General features: G+C 39.1%; 17 protein-coding genes. 3 read left to right on the top strand and 14 right to left on the bottom strand.

From position 1 onward, the window contains the following. The first annotated feature begins 120 nt into the window (after window positions 1-120). Window positions 121-768, top strand: a complete 648-nt coding sequence (locus N1I80_RS08935) for a hypothetical protein (RefSeq protein ID WP_340737531.1) — start codon at window positions 121-123, stop codon at window positions 766-768. Between the two features lie 63 nt (window positions 769-831). Here N1I80_RS08935 and sspL read toward each other — a convergent pair whose 3' ends face one another. From sspL to N1I80_RS08905, 6 genes are all read right to left on the bottom strand, one after another. Next, window positions 832-966, bottom strand: a complete 135-nt coding sequence (gene sspL / locus N1I80_RS08930; protein ID WP_340737530.1) for a small, acid-soluble spore protein L — start codon at window positions 964-966, stop codon at window positions 832-834. A 75-nt stretch (window positions 967-1,041) separates the two neighbouring features. Further along, the gene (locus N1I80_RS08925) at window positions 1,042-1,737 is read right to left on the bottom strand and encodes a pseudouridine synthase (protein WP_340737529.1); all 696 of its coding nucleotides are present in this window, start codon (window positions 1,735-1,737) and stop codon (window positions 1,042-1,044) included. A 142-nt stretch (window positions 1,738-1,879) separates the two neighbouring features. Then, window positions 1,880-2,272, bottom strand: a complete 393-nt coding sequence (locus N1I80_RS08920; RefSeq protein WP_340737528.1) for an HI0074 family nucleotidyltransferase substrate-binding subunit — start codon at window positions 2,270-2,272, stop codon at window positions 1,880-1,882. Continuing rightward, the gene (locus N1I80_RS08915) at window positions 2,248-2,571 is read right to left on the bottom strand and encodes a nucleotidyltransferase family protein (protein WP_340737527.1); all 324 of its coding nucleotides are present in this window, start codon (window positions 2,569-2,571) and stop codon (window positions 2,248-2,250) included. Before N1I80_RS08915 ends, N1I80_RS08920 begins: the two co-directional genes overlap by 25 nt. A gap of 66 nt (window positions 2,572-2,637) precedes the next feature. Further along, entirely contained in the window at window positions 2,638-2,805 is a 168-nt protein-coding gene (locus tag N1I80_RS08910) for a hypothetical protein (protein WP_340737526.1), read from the bottom strand. Window positions 2,806-2,846: 41 nt separating this feature from the next. Continuing rightward, window positions 2,847-3,938: a metallophosphoesterase gene (locus N1I80_RS08905; RefSeq protein WP_340737525.1), complete on the bottom strand. Its 1,092-nt coding sequence runs from the start codon at window positions 3,936-3,938 to the stop codon at window positions 2,847-2,849. Between the two features lie 226 nt (window positions 3,939-4,164). Between N1I80_RS08905 and N1I80_RS08900 the strand changes: the two genes are divergently transcribed. Next, window positions 4,165-5,382 (top strand): MFS transporter, encoded by a 1,218-nt coding sequence (locus N1I80_RS08900; protein WP_340737524.1) that lies wholly within the window; start codon window positions 4,165-4,167, stop codon window positions 5,380-5,382. A gap of 320 nt (window positions 5,383-5,702) precedes the next feature. Then, complete coding sequence (locus tag N1I80_RS08895; RefSeq protein WP_340737523.1) at window positions 5,703-6,671, top strand: hypothetical protein; 969 nt, start codon at window positions 5,703-5,705, stop codon at window positions 6,669-6,671. Between the two features lie 62 nt (window positions 6,672-6,733). Here the strand turns inward: N1I80_RS08895 and N1I80_RS08890 are convergent, their stop codons facing one another. The 8 genes from N1I80_RS08890 to brnQ all read right to left on the bottom strand — a co-directional run bounded on the left by N1I80_RS08890 (window position 6,734) and on the right by brnQ (window position 16,292). Next, window positions 6,734-7,123 (bottom strand): OsmC family protein, encoded by a 390-nt coding sequence (locus N1I80_RS08890; RefSeq protein WP_340737522.1) that lies wholly within the window; start codon window positions 7,121-7,123, stop codon window positions 6,734-6,736. An 18-nt stretch (window positions 7,124-7,141) separates the two neighbouring features. Continuing rightward, window positions 7,142-8,137 (bottom strand): ABC transporter ATP-binding protein, encoded by a 996-nt coding sequence (locus N1I80_RS08885; protein ID WP_340737521.1) that lies wholly within the window; start codon window positions 8,135-8,137, stop codon window positions 7,142-7,144. Beyond that, window positions 8,127-9,137: an ABC transporter ATP-binding protein gene (locus N1I80_RS08880; RefSeq protein WP_340737520.1), complete on the bottom strand. Its 1,011-nt coding sequence runs from the start codon at window positions 9,135-9,137 to the stop codon at window positions 8,127-8,129. Before N1I80_RS08880 ends, N1I80_RS08885 begins: the two co-directional genes overlap by 11 nt. 28 nt (window positions 9,138-9,165) lie before the next feature. Then, window positions 9,166-10,068, bottom strand: coding sequence for an ABC transporter permease (locus N1I80_RS08875; protein WP_340737519.1), 903 nt, complete (start codon window positions 10,066-10,068; stop codon window positions 9,166-9,168). Window positions 10,069-10,083: 15 nt separating this feature from the next. Further along, window positions 10,084-11,034: an ABC transporter permease gene (locus N1I80_RS08870; protein ID WP_340737518.1), complete on the bottom strand. Its 951-nt coding sequence runs from the start codon at window positions 11,032-11,034 to the stop codon at window positions 10,084-10,086. Window positions 11,035-11,107: 73 nt separating this feature from the next. Continuing rightward, a complete protein-coding gene (locus tag N1I80_RS08865) occupies window positions 11,108-12,688 on the bottom strand; it encodes an ABC transporter substrate-binding protein (RefSeq protein ID WP_340737517.1) in 1,581 nt (526 codons plus the stop codon). Window positions 12,689-13,077: 389 nt separating this feature from the next. Next, window positions 13,078-14,751, bottom strand: a complete 1,674-nt coding sequence (locus tag N1I80_RS08860; RefSeq protein ID WP_340737516.1) for a ribonuclease J — start codon at window positions 14,749-14,751, stop codon at window positions 13,078-13,080. Window positions 14,752-14,939: 188 nt separating this feature from the next. Then, entirely contained in the window at window positions 14,940-16,292 is a 1,353-nt protein-coding gene (gene brnQ / locus N1I80_RS08855) for a branched-chain amino acid transport system II carrier protein (protein ID WP_340737515.1), read from the bottom strand. Between the last annotated feature and the right edge of the window lie 13 nt (window positions 16,293-16,305).

Here is a 16,305-nt window from a genome sequence, read left to right as displayed (position 1 = left end):
TTTAATTCGGATATACAAGCTTATGTTCCTATTATAGTGTATTTCTAATGGAATGTCCCGTGATTTTCAATGTTCGCCATGGTATGATGAATTTGAAGTACATAACTAGGAGCGAATATTTTGGATAAAAAACAACAACAACTTATTACATACTATTATAATAAGTTTACAGAAAGAACTTTTGATGAAAAAGACCTGTATAGCTTTTTAATGGTCGTCAGAAAAGACGCGCAGGACAATAAAGTAATTCAAGAACTAAGTGATTTCTTACTCCTCAGAGAAAACAATACAGGTTATGTCAAAGACTACCTCGAAGAATGTAAAGACATTATTACGAATTTAGAAAAAGTGAAGACGAGGAAGAAAATCGAAGACCTTTTCTCATTTAAAGACATTAGAACGGGCTTTAACGCGTTATTTAGTGGCTATGGCTTTGATAAATTATCAAATGAAATCATCAATGACTTCATTTTATGTATCATTTCTTTATTGCAAAGCGTGGCATTAGTCTCTGGAAAATTAAACAAAGAAGTCGGTCATTTAAGTTTTGCAGCTTCCAGCAAAGAAATCTTTTTAATGGGCAATATGAAAACACTAAACAAAGGTCGTTACATTCCCGTGACGTTTCCTGTATTATCCGTAAATAATAACTACGAAAAAATAACGCCGCAGGATAGCAATGATACGCCTTATCTGTTTAACGATACACTTATCGAAGTTATCAATATTGAAGGACAGTTAGTGATAACGTTCCCAGAAATTTCATAAGTACAAAAAACCAGCCTGCTCTCAATTCAGGCTGGTTTGCAGTATAATGTTGCAATTACAAACCTATTTAGTATTTTTCTTTTTAGCCGCATTTTCTAACTTACTTTTTGGGGACTCCGCAAATTCCGTATCTGTATATCCTTGCGGTGTTACACTGATCGCTTTCTTCCCTTTATTGGCATTATTATTTTTCGCCATGCGCTTCACCTCCGTGTAGACATTTCAATTCACATTGTAGTATGTCCAAATGGGGTAAAGGCACTCTTCTATTTTTTATTTCAACTTAGCTGTTTCTTCTGGCGTCAATGGCCGCCACTCACCAAGCGCCAGCGTGCCGAGTGGAAGTTCTTTAATCCTCACACGCTGCAACCTCGTGACCGTATATTGAAAACGTCGGCACATACGTCGAATTTGTCGATTCAATCCCTGTGATAACGTAATTTTAAAACAATAATCATCTAGCTGAACGACCCGACAAGGCTTCGTTTGAACATTCCCTTTTTTTCTAGGATTGTAAATATCAACGCCACTCGCCATATCTTCTATAAATTCAGGTGTTATTTTTTTATCAACCGTCACAATATAATCTTTTTCATGCTCATTTTCTTCCTTTAACAGCTCATTCACAATGCTACCGTCATTCGTCAGTAGTATTAAACCCTCAGACTGCTTATCAAGCCGTCCTACCGGAAAAATGCGTTCCGGATAATTAACAAAATCAATAATATTTCCTTCAATTCCACTTGCCGCCGTACATGTCACACCAGGCGGTTTATTGAGCATAATATAAATATCATTTTCTTTTGCTTCGATCAATTGACCATCCACTTCAACGCGGTCTCCTTCACTCATCACATGACCGAGTGAAATCTGCTCCCCGTTCACTGTCACTTTCCCCTCTTTAATCAGCTCATCCACCTTGCGCCTCGAACAAAATCCCGATGCACTAATAAATTGATTCAATCGCATTGCTCTTCCTCCATTAATAGCGTACATAATCAATCACGCACCGGCGTGATTGCGTCTGGATTTTTTCGAGCTCGCTCGAAAACTTCCCTGAAAAATCCGTGACATCCGCCGGAGGCTTTATGGGATGTAGTGGCCTTGTTTGCTATATTCTTTTTTCTACTCGTAAAATCCAGTTTGATAATAACGGATAATACGTTTTGATATTCATGTGAATTTTAATCGCTACTTCCTCATTATATGTATGCACAGTTAGATTACGATCGTTCACCATTTGCAATGCAAGGATCGTTTCTTCGTCATCAAATAGCGTTATTTCTCGACAGCTTCGAATAACACCTTTTGGTGAGCCGATATCTATCCCCTCAATATCATACAAATACTGTTTGGCCGCTTTCCAACTTGCCTCAAATGTAAATTCAAATCGTTGAATTAGCGCATCTCGTTCTACATCATTCGGTTGTTCAATCACAATAAGTTTCTGTAAGGAAGCTAATGCTTTTTTTGCAGATACTATTCGTTCTTGTAGTCTTTCCAAATGATTCCCTCCCTTTTAACATTTTGAATTAAAGCCGAACTTGCATCATCAAGATTAACAATATCTACGTTGTACGGTATAATAGATTCTTCAATTCGTTCATGTAATTCCAACCACTTAGAAGGGGGAAGCTGATAATGAGATTCCACAGCTATATCGATATCTGAGCTTTGCTTTTCTTCATTTCTCGCCCATGAACCAAATAGGTATACTGTCACATCTTCATTGCACAAAGTTTGAGCAATAATGTTTTTCAACTCGCTCAAAATTTGCCCACGTAACTCCAGATGAGTTGTCATTCTTTCCCCCTCCCTTTTCATTTATCATAGCATAGTTTCCGTTCAGAACGGTCAAGATACCTGTAGTCAAAAATCATCAATCCAATGTATAATGCCCCTTGCACCGTAAAACAATAAACGAAATGGTAAAAATATCAACTCAGTAATCCCAAGTGCTATATCCAAAAAGAAATCTGCTATTGAATAGACCTCATTTTTATTCTTTCTTTTCTTCTTCCGTCGCAATGTGAACAAAAGATCATTCCACCTTTCAGTTCAGATAAAAGATTTCCGATTTAAGCGTTCAAACAACCTGTAGGAATCCAACCTACCTCTCCATTAGTTGTCTTGATAAGCGTATAGCCTTCGCATGTATCATCGATGATAAACACCTGCTCATCTTTTTTCACAGATAAAAAAGTTGTACTTAGGTCATCTTTGCAACGTGCCTGTTTGTCTTCAATAAGCAAATATTCATTTTTAATCCATTGTTGAATACCAAGATTACTATTTTTGCAAAGTGTAAAGAACACCCCTTGCTCTATTATTTCCATTTGGTAATTCGGATAGGTAACGGTTCCAACTCTTTTCGTTGAATCCACATGTTCATGTCGTACTTTCATTTCATGCGTTAACTCGTCAACGTATGTAAATGAATAGGTGTCATTTTCAATAATTAAGGCATTAAGTTGACCATCTACTTTTATTTGGTTTCCGCCATCCAATGCAATCACCTGTTTTTCCAGATCAATCAATGGATTATGGGAGCTGATTTGTTTGGCTCTATAATTAACGACTGGCCAATGTCCTACAATGACTATTTTATCGGCCTGATGCTCTTGTTCATAAAATGCTGGTGCAGATAGAGCAAATTGTTCATCTGTTAGCTTCCAGTCTTCAATATTTTCAATACCTGCATGAATAATCATAAAATCATCTGTTTCAAATGCGGTGGGAAGTGCTTCAAGCCATTCCAGTACATCCGAAAAATGTTGTCTGTAGAAAAGTGCTAATGCTTCTAGGTCAGGGAAATCATCAAGAGATTTGTCATATCGTGAAAGCATTTCATTCAAAACAGAATCCTGCCGCCTATTCATATATGAAATAATTCCTTCATCCCCACTGTAAACATGACGGAATACCACATCACAATTTCCTTTTGTGATAAAGACATTTGTCGACTGCTCGGACATGCTGCGCACATAGTCAATTACTGCTAAGCTTGCAGGTCCTTTCTCACACAAATCACCATTAATGAATAAATAGTCTTCCGATGTATATTGTAATTTGGCTAATAATTTTTTGAAAAGCTGCAAATTTGCATGGATATCAGAAATGACAATCGAACGTTTTGCTTTATCTAATTGTAAGTGTTTTACTTCAATCAAAAACTCATCTCCCAGGTAATACTGTAAATTTCTAGATTGACATCAATATTTTCATTTTATCTCATTAATACATGCTTCGTCTAACGAAATGGAATATTCAATAATATGAAATACTCACCTATTAAAAGCATCAATAAAATTTCGTGTCTCAAAGGACTTGTATTCTCTCTATTCAGCATTATAATTCAATACATACGACAAATATTATATAGAATGTGGAGATCATATGCGGACTTATAATGAGAAAATTAGTATTTATCACGGGATGGCATCGACCATTGCATTAAACTTTTCGAATAACTTCTTTCCGATTTTTGCTATTACTATTTTAGGGGCAACAAATTATCAGGTTGGACTTATCAGCTCTCTTCCTCCACTGATGGCATTGCTGATGACGATCCCGGCTGCTATTTTGTTAAATAAGGCAAACGCGCAAAAGAAGCTTGTCGCGATGTCAGTGTTGCTGGCGCGTTTGATGTTTATATTAATCATTATGCTCGTTTATTTACCATCTACAACGCTCCAGGCTTGGGTGTTTCTCATCGTGGTTGCGCTTATGAGTATGCCTAATACTGTCGCTACTATTGGTTGGCAAACGCTGATTGGTGGCTTAGTGAGTGACTCTAGGCGGGGCGCATTTTTTAGTGACCGCAACAGAATGCTTACGATCGTCGGCCTTATTTCAACGCTGTTGATTGGGATTTTGATGAAGGATGCATCCGATAATGTAGTGGCCTATCAAATTTTATTCACCATTGCTTTTTGTTTTGGCTTACTAGAAGTATTCTTCTTGATGAAACATGAGGAAGAGCCTTTAAAAATAGACGGACCCATTGAGAAAAAGAAAGTCATGGATTGGTCCATTTTTCAAAACTCTCGTTATGTATCTTTTTTAGTTGCTGCCCTATTTTTTAATTTTGCTTGGCAAATGGCATGGGGGATTTTCAATATCTATCACGTTCGGATTGTTGGTGCAACGATTTTTTGGATTAGCATGTTTTCTGTAGGTAGTATGCTCATGCAAATTTTAACTTTCCCACTATGGAAGAAATGGGCGGAACAAAGATCCAATATTCAAGTTTTCGTGTGGGCAGCTATTGGTATGGCGACAACACCTTTCTTGACGATATTATCTACAAATTTGTACTATTTAACACTTGTCCAAACAACATCGGGCTTTTTCTTATCAGGCACTGTCCTCATTTTGTTCAATTTACTACTCGAACAATCGCCAGAAGCCTCGCGAACCTACTGCATTACAACCTATAATGTTTTGCTAGCGGTTATGGCTTTTATTGCACCACAAATTGGGATTTGGTTGTTAGAAATGTGGGGCGTTGAAATAGCGATGACCATTAGCTCAGGGATACGCTTTTTAAGTGCTATTCTCTTTTTTATTGTCTATATTCGGTTTGCTCGAGCAGATTCAAAGGCTTTGATTTAATAAATGAAAAAAGCAAGGTCTGATGATGACTTTGCTCTTTTTTGTTTATAATCTATTCAATTCATAAGATAGGTTACTAAAATACCGAGAATGAGTCCAACTAAGATTGTAGCACTATACACAAATACTTTCTTCACTACTTCATCCTTTCTATTTTGATGTTTCTCTAGTTTATGGATGAAGTTCGAAACATATTCGGTGGTAAGTGTTCGCTATTAACAGGAGGTTATATAGTGTGTTAATATTAGTTCGTTAAAGGTGAGCGACTTTTCGATTTATTCTCAGCAAATAGATGGAGATAACGAGGGGGACAAATACGGATGGAGTTATTGTTGGTTTTTGCTACAGTCATTTTGTTAGTAGTGTTATTACAACTATGGGCGCATGCTAGTGAAAAAAAGAATAAGCAAAAATATCTCTATTCAAAAAAACTGGTTGCTCCTCCATGGGCAGATAAGGAAACCAAGCAATTGTTCCAGCAATTCAATCAGGCTTGGTCTATGGAGATTGAAAGAATAGTAAATGTTCGTATAAAAAAAGAAAAACGATCCTTGAAAGAAGATGAACTAAGGGAACGATGGTATGAACTCAAGAAATTTCTCTTTTTAGCTGGAATCTCGAAAGGACTTCCGATGTTTTCACAAAAGATAGATGTTATTTGGCACTTCTTTTTAGAAGAAGAAAAGCTGTATCGTGATTTCTGTTTAGCATTCATCGGGGAGCAAATTGAGCATCACCCCCATGAAACACCAAAAGATTTGCCAGATGAACGGGCTTGGTTTGATCTATTATATCTATCTTTTTTTAACATTACTTCTCGCTCCCATCGATGGGGTAAGTTTGTCCAACGAAAGAAAGCACATCAAAATTGGATTGAACGGTTAGTGAATGAGCCAAAAGCAATCGTTGATTTGTTTGGCAGACAAACTTCCAACGAAGCATCCCTTCATGCATTAACTGCTTTTGTGGAATTTGCCAGAAAACAAATACAACAAACTAGTCGTAAACAGGTAAAACGGAAGAAACGAGCAGATGGCTACTGGTATGGGGCTATAGTATTTTCTTCACAAAGCCACAATTTTGTTCATGAAAACAAGAAAATGAAGCAAGACGGTGCTTACGCTGGCGACTACGGTGGATTTGCAGATAGCTTTGACCAAAAAGAACAATGGAATGGGATTGTTACCGATGTCAATACTTATGAAGCGGGAACAAGCTCTAGCGTATCAGACAGTGGAGGTTCCGATTCTGGAAGTAGTTGTAGCTCGTGTAGTGGATGCTCTTCTTAAAGTAACAAATGACGCATCAAGCTTCAGCAATACGCTGCAACTTGATGCGTCTAATTTACTTATTAGGCTTGTTCCACCGTATGAATCGTCATACTATTTTTCAATGAATTGCCAATTGTACAAGCTCTTTCAACAGAAATAATCAGCTTCTTTTTATAATCAGCAGAGAAATGTTCTGGGAACGTAATCGACACGTCCATTTTCTCAAAACGCGTTGTATTATTCTCTCCTTTAGATGCCACTACTTCAATTGAAATATCCTTATCTTCCACTACAACATTGTCTCGCTCAAACATTTTTTGTAGTGAAATGGCCACGCATAACCCTAACGACGCCTCTAACAATTCTCGCGGAGATAACCCGTTTAGATTAGGCGCTAAACTTCCTTCTAGCTGTAATCCCGCCTCGTTATATATACTGTTTACCCCATTAATCTTATTAATAATAGTCAAAATAATTTCCTCCCTTGATTAGTATAAATGACAAGCTACTTTATGCTGTGGATGGATCTCCTTGTACTCAGGAACCACGCTCTTACAAATATCCATCGCAAACGGACATCTCGTATGGAACGTACAGCCCGATGGTGGATTTAAGGGCGATGGGATTTCACCACGCAACACAACCCGCTCCTTAACCTTCGTTCGATCCGTACTCGGTACTGCTGAAAACAGCGCCTGCGTATAAGGATGCAGCGGCGTAGCAAACAAGCTATCCGTTGGCGCCTCCTCCATAATATTGCCTAAATACATAACCCCAATGCGATCAGAGATATGACGTACAACACTAATATCATGGGTGATGAACAGATAAGTTAGCTTAAATTCTACTTGTAAATGCTTTAACAAATTAATAATCTGCGATTGAATCGACACATCTAACGCCGAAACTGGCTCATCACAAATAATAATTTTCGGATTGACAATTAGCGCACGTGCCAAGCCTAATCGCTGCCTTTGTCCTCCTGAAAACTCATGCGGAAAGCGGTAATAATGCTCCGGCTGTAAACCAACCTTCTGTAAAATATCAAATACACGCTGACGCCTCTGCTGCTTATCGCCACCGATTCCATGAATAATCATCGGCTCCTCCAACATTTGGCCAATCCGAATACGTGGATTTAACGAAGAATAAGGATCTTGGAAAACCATCTGCAAATCCTTACGAATTCCTCGTAGTTCTTTTTTCGATAAACTAAAAATATTCTGCCCTTGATACAATACTTGACCATCCGTAGCCTCAGTTAAGCCAAGGACAGTACGTCCTGTCGTACTTTTTCCACAACCTGATTCACCTACAAGCCCATAAGTCTCTCCTTCATACAGCTGAAAGGACACATCATTAACAGCTTTAACATAGTTTTTGACACCGCCTAAACGTCCCAACTGACTCATCACTGGAAAATACTTTTGGAGATTGTGCACATCAAGTAGTGGCTCTTTCGTTGCTAATTCATTATGACTCATGTACCACGCCCTCCAATTGATTGATTTTTTCATAATGCCAACATCTAACTTTATGATCCCCTTGGTACACCCGCAATGTCGGTTCTGCTTCCCTACACAAATCATCTGCAAATGGACAACGCGCCGCAAAACGACAGCCTTTTGGTACATTATTCAACGAAGGGACAGTTCCTTCAATGACATGTAAATCCTGTGTACGATTACCCTCCAATTGAGGGATCGACTTAATTAAGCCTTGTGTATAAGGATGTAACGGTTTCGTAAATAGACTCTCCGTGTCAATTTCCTCAACAATTTGCCCTAAGTACATGACCATGACTTTAGAACAAAGTTCAGCTACGACACCTAAATCATGCGTGATGAATAGCACACCCATGCCAAGCTCTTGATTGAGATGGATGATTAAATCTAAAATTTGCGCCTGAATCGTCACATCTAATGCTGTCGTTGGTTCATCAGCAATTAACAGCTTAGGCTGGCAAGACAACGCCATAGCAATCATGACACGCTGTTGCATACCGCCTGATAATTGATGTGGATATTCATTGACACGTTGCTCAGGCGATGGAATCCCCGTCAGTCGTAGCATATCAATCGCCTTCGCATAGGCTTCTTTTTTTGATATTTTTTGATGCAATAAAATCGCTTCTCTTATTTGATCACCAATTGTATACACTGGATTTAATGAACTGAGTGGATCTTGAAAAATCATTGAAATATCATTACCCCGAACCTTACGCATATTGGCTTTTGATAATTTCAATAAATTTTCCCCTTCGAAAAGGACTTCCCCCTCGTATTCGACTGTATTTCTTTCATCAAATAACCGCATGATTGATTGAGACATCACGCTTTTACCACAGCCAGATTCGCCCACCACACCGATAATTTCACCAGCATCCAAACGAAAGCTAATGCCATCAACTGCCGTGACACGCCCTCGATCCGTGTAAAAATGTGTTTTAATATTTTCTACCGCTAAAAGAGGCTGCTTCGCCATAGATGTACCTCCCTCCATCGAATAATCCTTATTTCTTATTCTTCTTAGATGTATGTGGATCGATGAAATCACGTAAGCCGTCCCCTAATAGATTCAAGCCTAAGACGGATAACACAATAATAGCCGCTGGGAATACAACCATCCACCATGCTTTAAAAATGACCAACTTACCCGCGAAGAGAATATTTCCCCAACTAGGCTCTGGAGCTGGAATCCCTGCCCCCAAGAAACTTAGTGCCGCCTCAGAAATAATCGCCTCTGCAAAAACAAACGTTGCTTGAACAACAAGCGGCGAAATCGTATTCGGTGCAATATGTCGCCAAATAATACGCATTGCACTCGCGCCTTGCGCATGCATGGCTTCAATATACGTTTGCTCTCGAATCGTCAGCGCCGAAGACCGCACAATCCGTGCAATGTTAGGCGTAAAAACAATGGATAACGCAATAATGACATTGGTTGAAGACGGACCAAGTGCCGCCATTAAAGCAATCGCCAATAAAATACCAGGGATCGACATTAAGCCATCACAGATTCGCATTAAAATATGATCCAACAAACGATAGTAACTTGCATATAAACCAATCATTAAACCGAATACAGAGGAAATCGCAGTAACCGCAAGTCCGACACCCATCGACACCTTGGCACCGTAGACAATACGCGTCAACAAATCTCGTCCGAATTCATCTGTCCCTAACCAATGCGCCGCACTAGGTGCTTGTAAACGCTCTGCGACTTTCATTTCATAAGGGTCATAGGTCATTAAATGAGGGCCAATCAATGCCATGAATGCAAAAACAACAAAAATAATGCCCCCGAAAACCATTAACTTATTCGTCAACAAACGTCTAATTACTAATTGACGCTGTTGCTTTTTTAATTTGGATGCAACTTGCTGAAAATCAGCAGTTTTATTGGCAACAGACATCTATATTCCCCCCACCTATTTCCTCTCCAATCGAACCCGCGGATCTACAATACCATATAACAAATCGATGATAAGATTGATGGTCACATAAATAAGCGAAACGAATAACACCACGCCTTGAATAACAGCAAAATCTCTACGCACAATAGAGTTAATAATCAGCTGACCTAAGCCAGGAATATTAAAAACTGTCTCCACAACAACTGCCCCCGTCACCAGTGTTCCAAAGGATTGACCAATAACCGTTAAAATCGGTAAAAACGCATTACGCAGCGCGTGCTTAAGTACAACTTTATATTCGTAAACACCTTTAGATCGAGCCGTCTTAATAAAATTCGCGTCTAGCACTTCTAACATAGACGCCCGTGTCATACGCGCCACAAGCGCAGCTTGGATGGCTCCTAAGGAAATAGCCGGTAAAATTAAGTACTGAAAATGCTCCCATAGCCCTTTACTCAAAGGCTTATAGCCCGCAACGGGTAGCCATTGTAAATAAACGCCAACAAATAACATCAGCAATAAGGCAAGTAAAAAGCTAGGCACAGCCATGCCAATTAATGACACGCCCATTAGTGATTGATCGACCGCTGTGCCTCTTCGATACGCCGCAAAAATCCCAATTGGAATCGCAATCACAAGTGCGACAATTTCAGCTAAAATAGCAAGCGAAGCCGTCGGACCCAAATGGCTCCAAATAGCTTCTGTAACCGACTCTTTCATAAAATAAGACTGTCCAAAATCTCCCTGTAGCACACCCGAAACCCACTGGATATACTGCTGATACAAAGGTAAATTAAGTCCCATTTGCTCGTTCAACTCTTCAATTTGTTCCTGGGTCGCTTCAATGCCTAAAATAGTAGCAGCTGGATCGCCCGGTGTTAAATGAACGATTAAAAAAATAGCAATAGACACGACAAAAAGAACGGGAATTAGCGACAAAACACGTTTTAATATGTAAATAATCAAGGCGAACCCCCTCACTGACCTTTTGATAAAAAACTGAATCCTCCATCACTAAAATAGCAATGGAGGAATCATCTTATTTAATCACTTTTGTATTCCAAAGAATCGGTGCTTCAAACACAGTAAAGCCTTCCAGTTCATTTGTCGAAGCGATTAGACTCTTATAATGTCCAATGACTGTCGAAGGTAAATATTCATATAAATACCCCTGAAGCTCATCCCACTTCGCTTGTGCTGCTTCTGGAGATTCTGCTGAGCGAATTGCAGTCAATAACTCTGTGATTTTTGCATCTTTCGTCCCTGCCCAGTCAGGTGTAACAGCTAATAACTGTGGTGGAGTCAACTGGTAGCCTGTACTCGCTACGAAAATATCCCATTTAGTAAAATCATTTTTTCGTTCAAGAAATGTTGGAAAATCAAAATTTTCTACTTTGACATTGACACCCATTTGACGCAGTTGCTCTTGAATGACAATCGTCGCCGTATACATTTCTCCGTAATCCTTCGTTGTCAGTAATGTAATTTCCTCACCGTTGTAGCCTGCATCTTGCAGTAATTGCTTCGCTTTTTCTACGTCACCTGCATTATAAATCCCTTCACCCGCATTTGTAGCCCACTGCGTTTGGTTTGGATTCATATATCCTGGATTGAGCGAGAAAAGATCTGCATCAGCATAGCTGGCCAATAGAATTTCATCCATTTTCAATCCAGTTGTAATGGCTTCACGAATTTTCACATCTGCCAATAAACCTTCATTCGTATTATAAAACGCAGTTAATGCACCACCATCATACGAACTGACTTGGACATCATCCGAACTATTCAACTGCTCATAACTTTCGAGTGGAATACTTTCCGCAATATCATATTGTCCTGTTTGAATACCTGCAATCCGAGTCGAATGATCTGTTACGAAATGATAGTGAACATCTTCAACAAAGGCTTCCTTCTTGCCTGAAAGACCACTTGCTTCAGCTTCCACTGCTTGATATTCCTCATTTTTCACAAGATGAATGTATTGGTCTTGTTTCCATTCTTCAAATTGGAATGGACCTGTTCCGATATACTCATTAACGCCTTCAGCACTCGCTGCCTCTACCATTGCAGCCGGCATAATCGCTGGGAATTGCGCTTTAGTCGCTAAAATAATTAACACATCCGACGTCGCACTTTCAAGTGTCAACACAACAGTCGTTGGATCTTGAACTGTAAATTCTGCATTTGTTAACAATGATTTAGCACGTGATGACGTCGTCACCCAACGATTCATAGAAGCGACAACATCCTCTGCCGTCATCTCTTCCCCATTATGGAATTTGACGCCTTCTCGTAGTTTGAACGTGTATGTCTTGCCGTCCTCACTCACATCTACTGATTCAGCAAGCATCGGAACTGGCTCATAATTAGCGTTTAACGTATACAATGTTTCAAATACATTGCCCGCAATATTGAGTGCCACTTGCGACACAGTCATCGATGGATCTAATGTAGGTGGCTGCGCAGTGACTGCAATATTCATTTCAGTTTTATAGTCTTTATTACCCACGTCACCTGGGCCTTCTGATTTTATATTATTGTCATCTTTATTGCCACAAGCCATCAATGCAATTGCCGCGACAAATAATGTTAATACTAGACCGATTTTCTTTGATTTCATTTGTTTCTCCTCCTAAATTATGCAATTTCATCGTTGCAGTATTGTAATTTTTTCACAAACCTTCTACTTTCTTTATTGGTAAATAAACCAATTCATACTGTACAGGTTTGTTTTATAAGATAAGAAGAATATTAACGTAATCAATATACGTTGTCAATCATTCGACTCACCGAAAAAAGAATAACTAGTCCGAAAGTTTATACAATAATTATAAATGAAAGACATTGCAAGAACAACTTTCCGATTCGTATCGAAAAACAAATTTTTTACGTTGGATGAAAGCAGATATTATAATTCATCATAAACAAAAAATCAGCCATTTGCTTACATGACTGATTCCACTCATCCTTTATATAAATAACAAGTAAAGTATATTTGCGCAGCCGCTCTTATATTTCAATAATGACAGGAAGAATCATCGGTCTTCTTTTTGTTCTCGAATATAACAGTGTTTCAACCGACTTTTTTATATGCTGCTTTAAATTAATTCTTTGGTTTGTACTGGCGCCTTGCAACTTGTTAATCGTTGTACTCACTAATTCATTGGCCTCTCGCAACAAGGCTTCCGAATCGCTACCGTATACGAAACCTCGAGAAATTGTATCTGGCTCAGAAATAAGCCGGCCATCCGTTTTATCCAGTATAATGACAATGACTAGCATCCCTTCCTCAGATAGCAGCTTTCGATCGCGTAATATGATGTTTCCAACATCTCCAATGCCCATGCCATCTACAAATATATTCCCCGATTGGACTTTCCTTGTTTGACGAGCAACCTGATTCGTAATATCAACGACATCTCCATTGTTAATAATGAATATATTTTCTCTTTGCACCCCAACGGATTCGGCTAATAAACGGTGTTGGTACAGCATTCTAAATTCGCCATGGATAGGAATAAAGTATTTTGGTTTCATGAGAGTCAGCATAAGCTTCAACTCTTCCTGACAGGCATGTCCTGATACATGCATACCTGTGACCGTTCCTGATCCATAAATTACTTTAGCTCCCAAAAGAAATAAATTATCGATGATGCGTGCCACACTTTTTTCGTTTCCTGGGATTGGTGTTGAGGCGAATATCACTGTATCTTCAGGCTGGACTTCTACCTCGCGAAAATTTGAACTCGACAAGCGAGACAGTGCTGCCATTGGTTCTCCCTGACTCCCCGTACAAAGAATCGCAACTTTCTCCGGCTCCATCCCCTTGATTTCATTCTTCTCGATTAACATCCCTTCAGGAATTTTTAAGTACCCTAGTTCTGATGCAACCGCGACAACATTCACCATACTGCGCCCAAGCAAGGCGAGTTTACGGTTTGTTTTTTGTGCTGCATCTACTACTTGCTGAACACGATGGACGTTCGAAGCAAAAGTCGAAATGAATACCTTACGACTTGCTTGCCGGAATGCTTCTTCAATATGTCCGCCAACAAGCCGTTCGGACGGATTAAAGCCCGGGCGCTCCGCATTCGTGCTTTCCGATAATAAAAGTAGCACACCATTATGACCGATTTCAGCCATTTTATAAATATCCGGATAATCATTATTCACCGGCGTTAAATCGAACTTAAAATCACCGGTATGAACGACTGCCCCCTCTGGTGTATGAAATACAACCCCTAGACAATCCGGGATGCTATGATTTGTTTTGAAAAATGTTAGTCTCACTGCGCCAAACTCCAGGTCTGACTCATCATTTACTAAAACTAGCTCAGTTGACCTAAGAAGACCATGCTCTTTTAAACGAAGCTGAATTAAACCTAGCGTTAATCGTGTTGCATATACCGGTATATTTAATTGTTTTAAAAAATAAGGGATACCTCCAATATGATCCTCATGTCCATGCGTAACAAGTAATGCACGAATCTTATCCTTATTTTGCTTCAAATACGAAATATCTTGGATAATCAAATCGATTCCCAATAGACTTTCATCAGGAAACTTAGAACCACAGTCGATGACAACGATATCGTCTTCATATTGTAATACATACATATTCTTACCGATTTCATTAATACCGCCTAATGCAAATACGGATAATTTATTGTCAGTTTTAGTCAACGGTAAAATCCTCCTACTTTGAAATAGTATTCAAAGTATGCCCGCAAAGTTTTTTTTATGAATGAATGTTTTTTAAAGAAGTCTGGGTACATTCAGCTGTCTCTTGTTCGAATAGAGTCTAAACTGATAAACGCAAAAAATCAGCCATACACATACATGACTGATTTTGCTGTTCCTTTATAATCGCCTCAATGGACCTCTTCACCTGCGATATTAATTAATGTAATGGGTTCTTTTCTTGATTTTGCTACCACTAAACCAATCACAAATCCAATAATACCGGTCACAATCCATCCAGCACCACTTTCAAATAATGGGATAAAACCAAAAGTGCTATTGATTGCTTCCGTCAAAATGTTTGCATCCTTTAACGCATCTAGGACGGCGATAATACCGACGCCAATGATCGTTCCAACATAAACCGATTGATGGCCGTTAAACAGGTTATTCGCGAATATCAGTACAATTAAAGCAATGGCTAACGGATAAAGTAAAAGTAAAATTGGAGACGCCATTGTTAAAATTGTAGTGAGTCCAAAGTTTGTAATGACTAACCCTAACGTAGCGAAAACAATCAACCATTTTTTATATGAAACACCAGGTACAATTCTTTCGAAATACTCCGCAACAGCTGCTAAGCATGCAACATTTGTTGTAATCCCCGTCAGCAAAATAACGGTTCCAATAATGTAAATACCAAATTGTCCGAACAGGACAATTGCACTTTGAGCTAATACTTCTCCCCCATTTTCCATATAACCAAGTGGATTGATGCTTGAAGCTCCTATCCATGCCATGGAAATCTGTAAGGCGACCAAACCAACAATAGTAATCATTCCAGCTTTAATGAATAATGTCGATACTTCCTTTTCTGACTTTATTCCCAAGGAACTAATGGATTTAATGAATATTCCCCCGAAAACAAAAGCTGCAAGAACATCCATCGTATAGTACCCTTGGGTAAATCCTTTGAGGAAGGCACCATTTATATAATCTCCTTGGGGTTCCCCAAAACTACCCATCGGTGTAATAATCGACTTAGCGACCAGTACGATTAATAGTACAATGAAAATCGGCGTGATAAGCTTCCCTAAACGATCCACAAACTTCGTTGTGTTCCATGATAGGAAAATCGTCAGGACCATAAATACCAATGAGAAAATAAAAAGATAGAGCCCGGTATTTGATTTGTCTTGTACTAATGGATTTACCGCAATTTCATAGACAACTGATGTCGTGCGAGGAACTACATAAATAGGTCCTAGCGTCAGGAATAACAAGATTGAAAATATAGTTGCAAATAGTGGATGTACCCTACTTGCAAGTTTTTCAACAGTTCCTCCTCCGCGCGTTAGCGCAATAATTGCAAGAAGAACCATCCCAACACCTGTTATTAAGAAGCCCCCCATCGCAATCCATGTATTCGTCCCTGCCTGTTGACCTAACATCGGCGCAAATATAACATTCCCGGCACCTAAGAACATTGCAAAAAGCATAAAGCCGATTGCGAATAATTGTGAAGTCGATACTTTTTTCTCCATGTGTATTCCCCCT

Origin of the sequence: Sporosarcina sp. FSL K6-3457 (genome assembly GCF_038007285.1) — a bacterium.
GTDB lineage: Bacteria > Bacillota > Bacilli > Bacillales_A > Planococcaceae > Sporosarcina.
Note: the sequence above shows the minus strand (reverse complement) of the source record. Positions and strands in the feature narration are given on the sequence as shown.

What these genes read in the sequence shown, in the direction of transcription:
- brnQ (WP_340737515.1), bottom strand. Translation starts at nt 16,292, where the DNA reads ATGGAGAAAAAAGTATCGACTTCACAATTATTCGCAATCGGCTTTATG.
- N1I80_RS08895 (WP_340737523.1), top strand. Translation starts at nt 5,703, where the DNA reads ATGGAGTTATTGTTGGTTTTTGCTACAGTCATTTTGTTAGTAGTGTTA.
- N1I80_RS08925 (WP_340737529.1), bottom strand. Translation starts at nt 1,737, where the DNA reads ATGCGATTGAATCAATTTATTAGTGCATCGGGATTTTGTTCGAGGCGC.
- N1I80_RS08875 (WP_340737519.1), bottom strand. Translation starts at nt 10,068, where the DNA reads ATGTCTGTTGCCAATAAAACTGCTGATTTTCAGCAAGTTGCATCCAAA.
- sspL (WP_340737530.1), bottom strand. Translation starts at nt 966, where the DNA reads ATGGCGAAAAATAATAATGCCAATAAAGGGAAGAAAGCGATCAGTGTA.
- N1I80_RS08880 (WP_340737520.1), bottom strand. Translation starts at nt 9,137, where the DNA reads ATGGCGAAGCAGCCTCTTTTAGCGGTAGAAAATATTAAAACACATTTT.
- N1I80_RS08885 (WP_340737521.1), bottom strand. Translation starts at nt 8,137, where the DNA reads ATGAGTCATAATGAATTAGCAACGAAAGAGCCACTACTTGATGTGCAC.
- N1I80_RS08915 (WP_340737527.1), bottom strand. Translation starts at nt 2,571, where the DNA reads ATGACAACTCATCTGGAGTTACGTGGGCAAATTTTGAGCGAGTTGAAA.
- N1I80_RS08900 (WP_340737524.1), top strand. Translation starts at nt 4,165, where the DNA reads ATGCGGACTTATAATGAGAAAATTAGTATTTATCACGGGATGGCATCG.
- N1I80_RS08865 (WP_340737517.1), bottom strand. Translation starts at nt 12,688, where the DNA reads ATGAAATCAAAGAAAATCGGTCTAGTATTAACATTATTTGTCGCGGCA.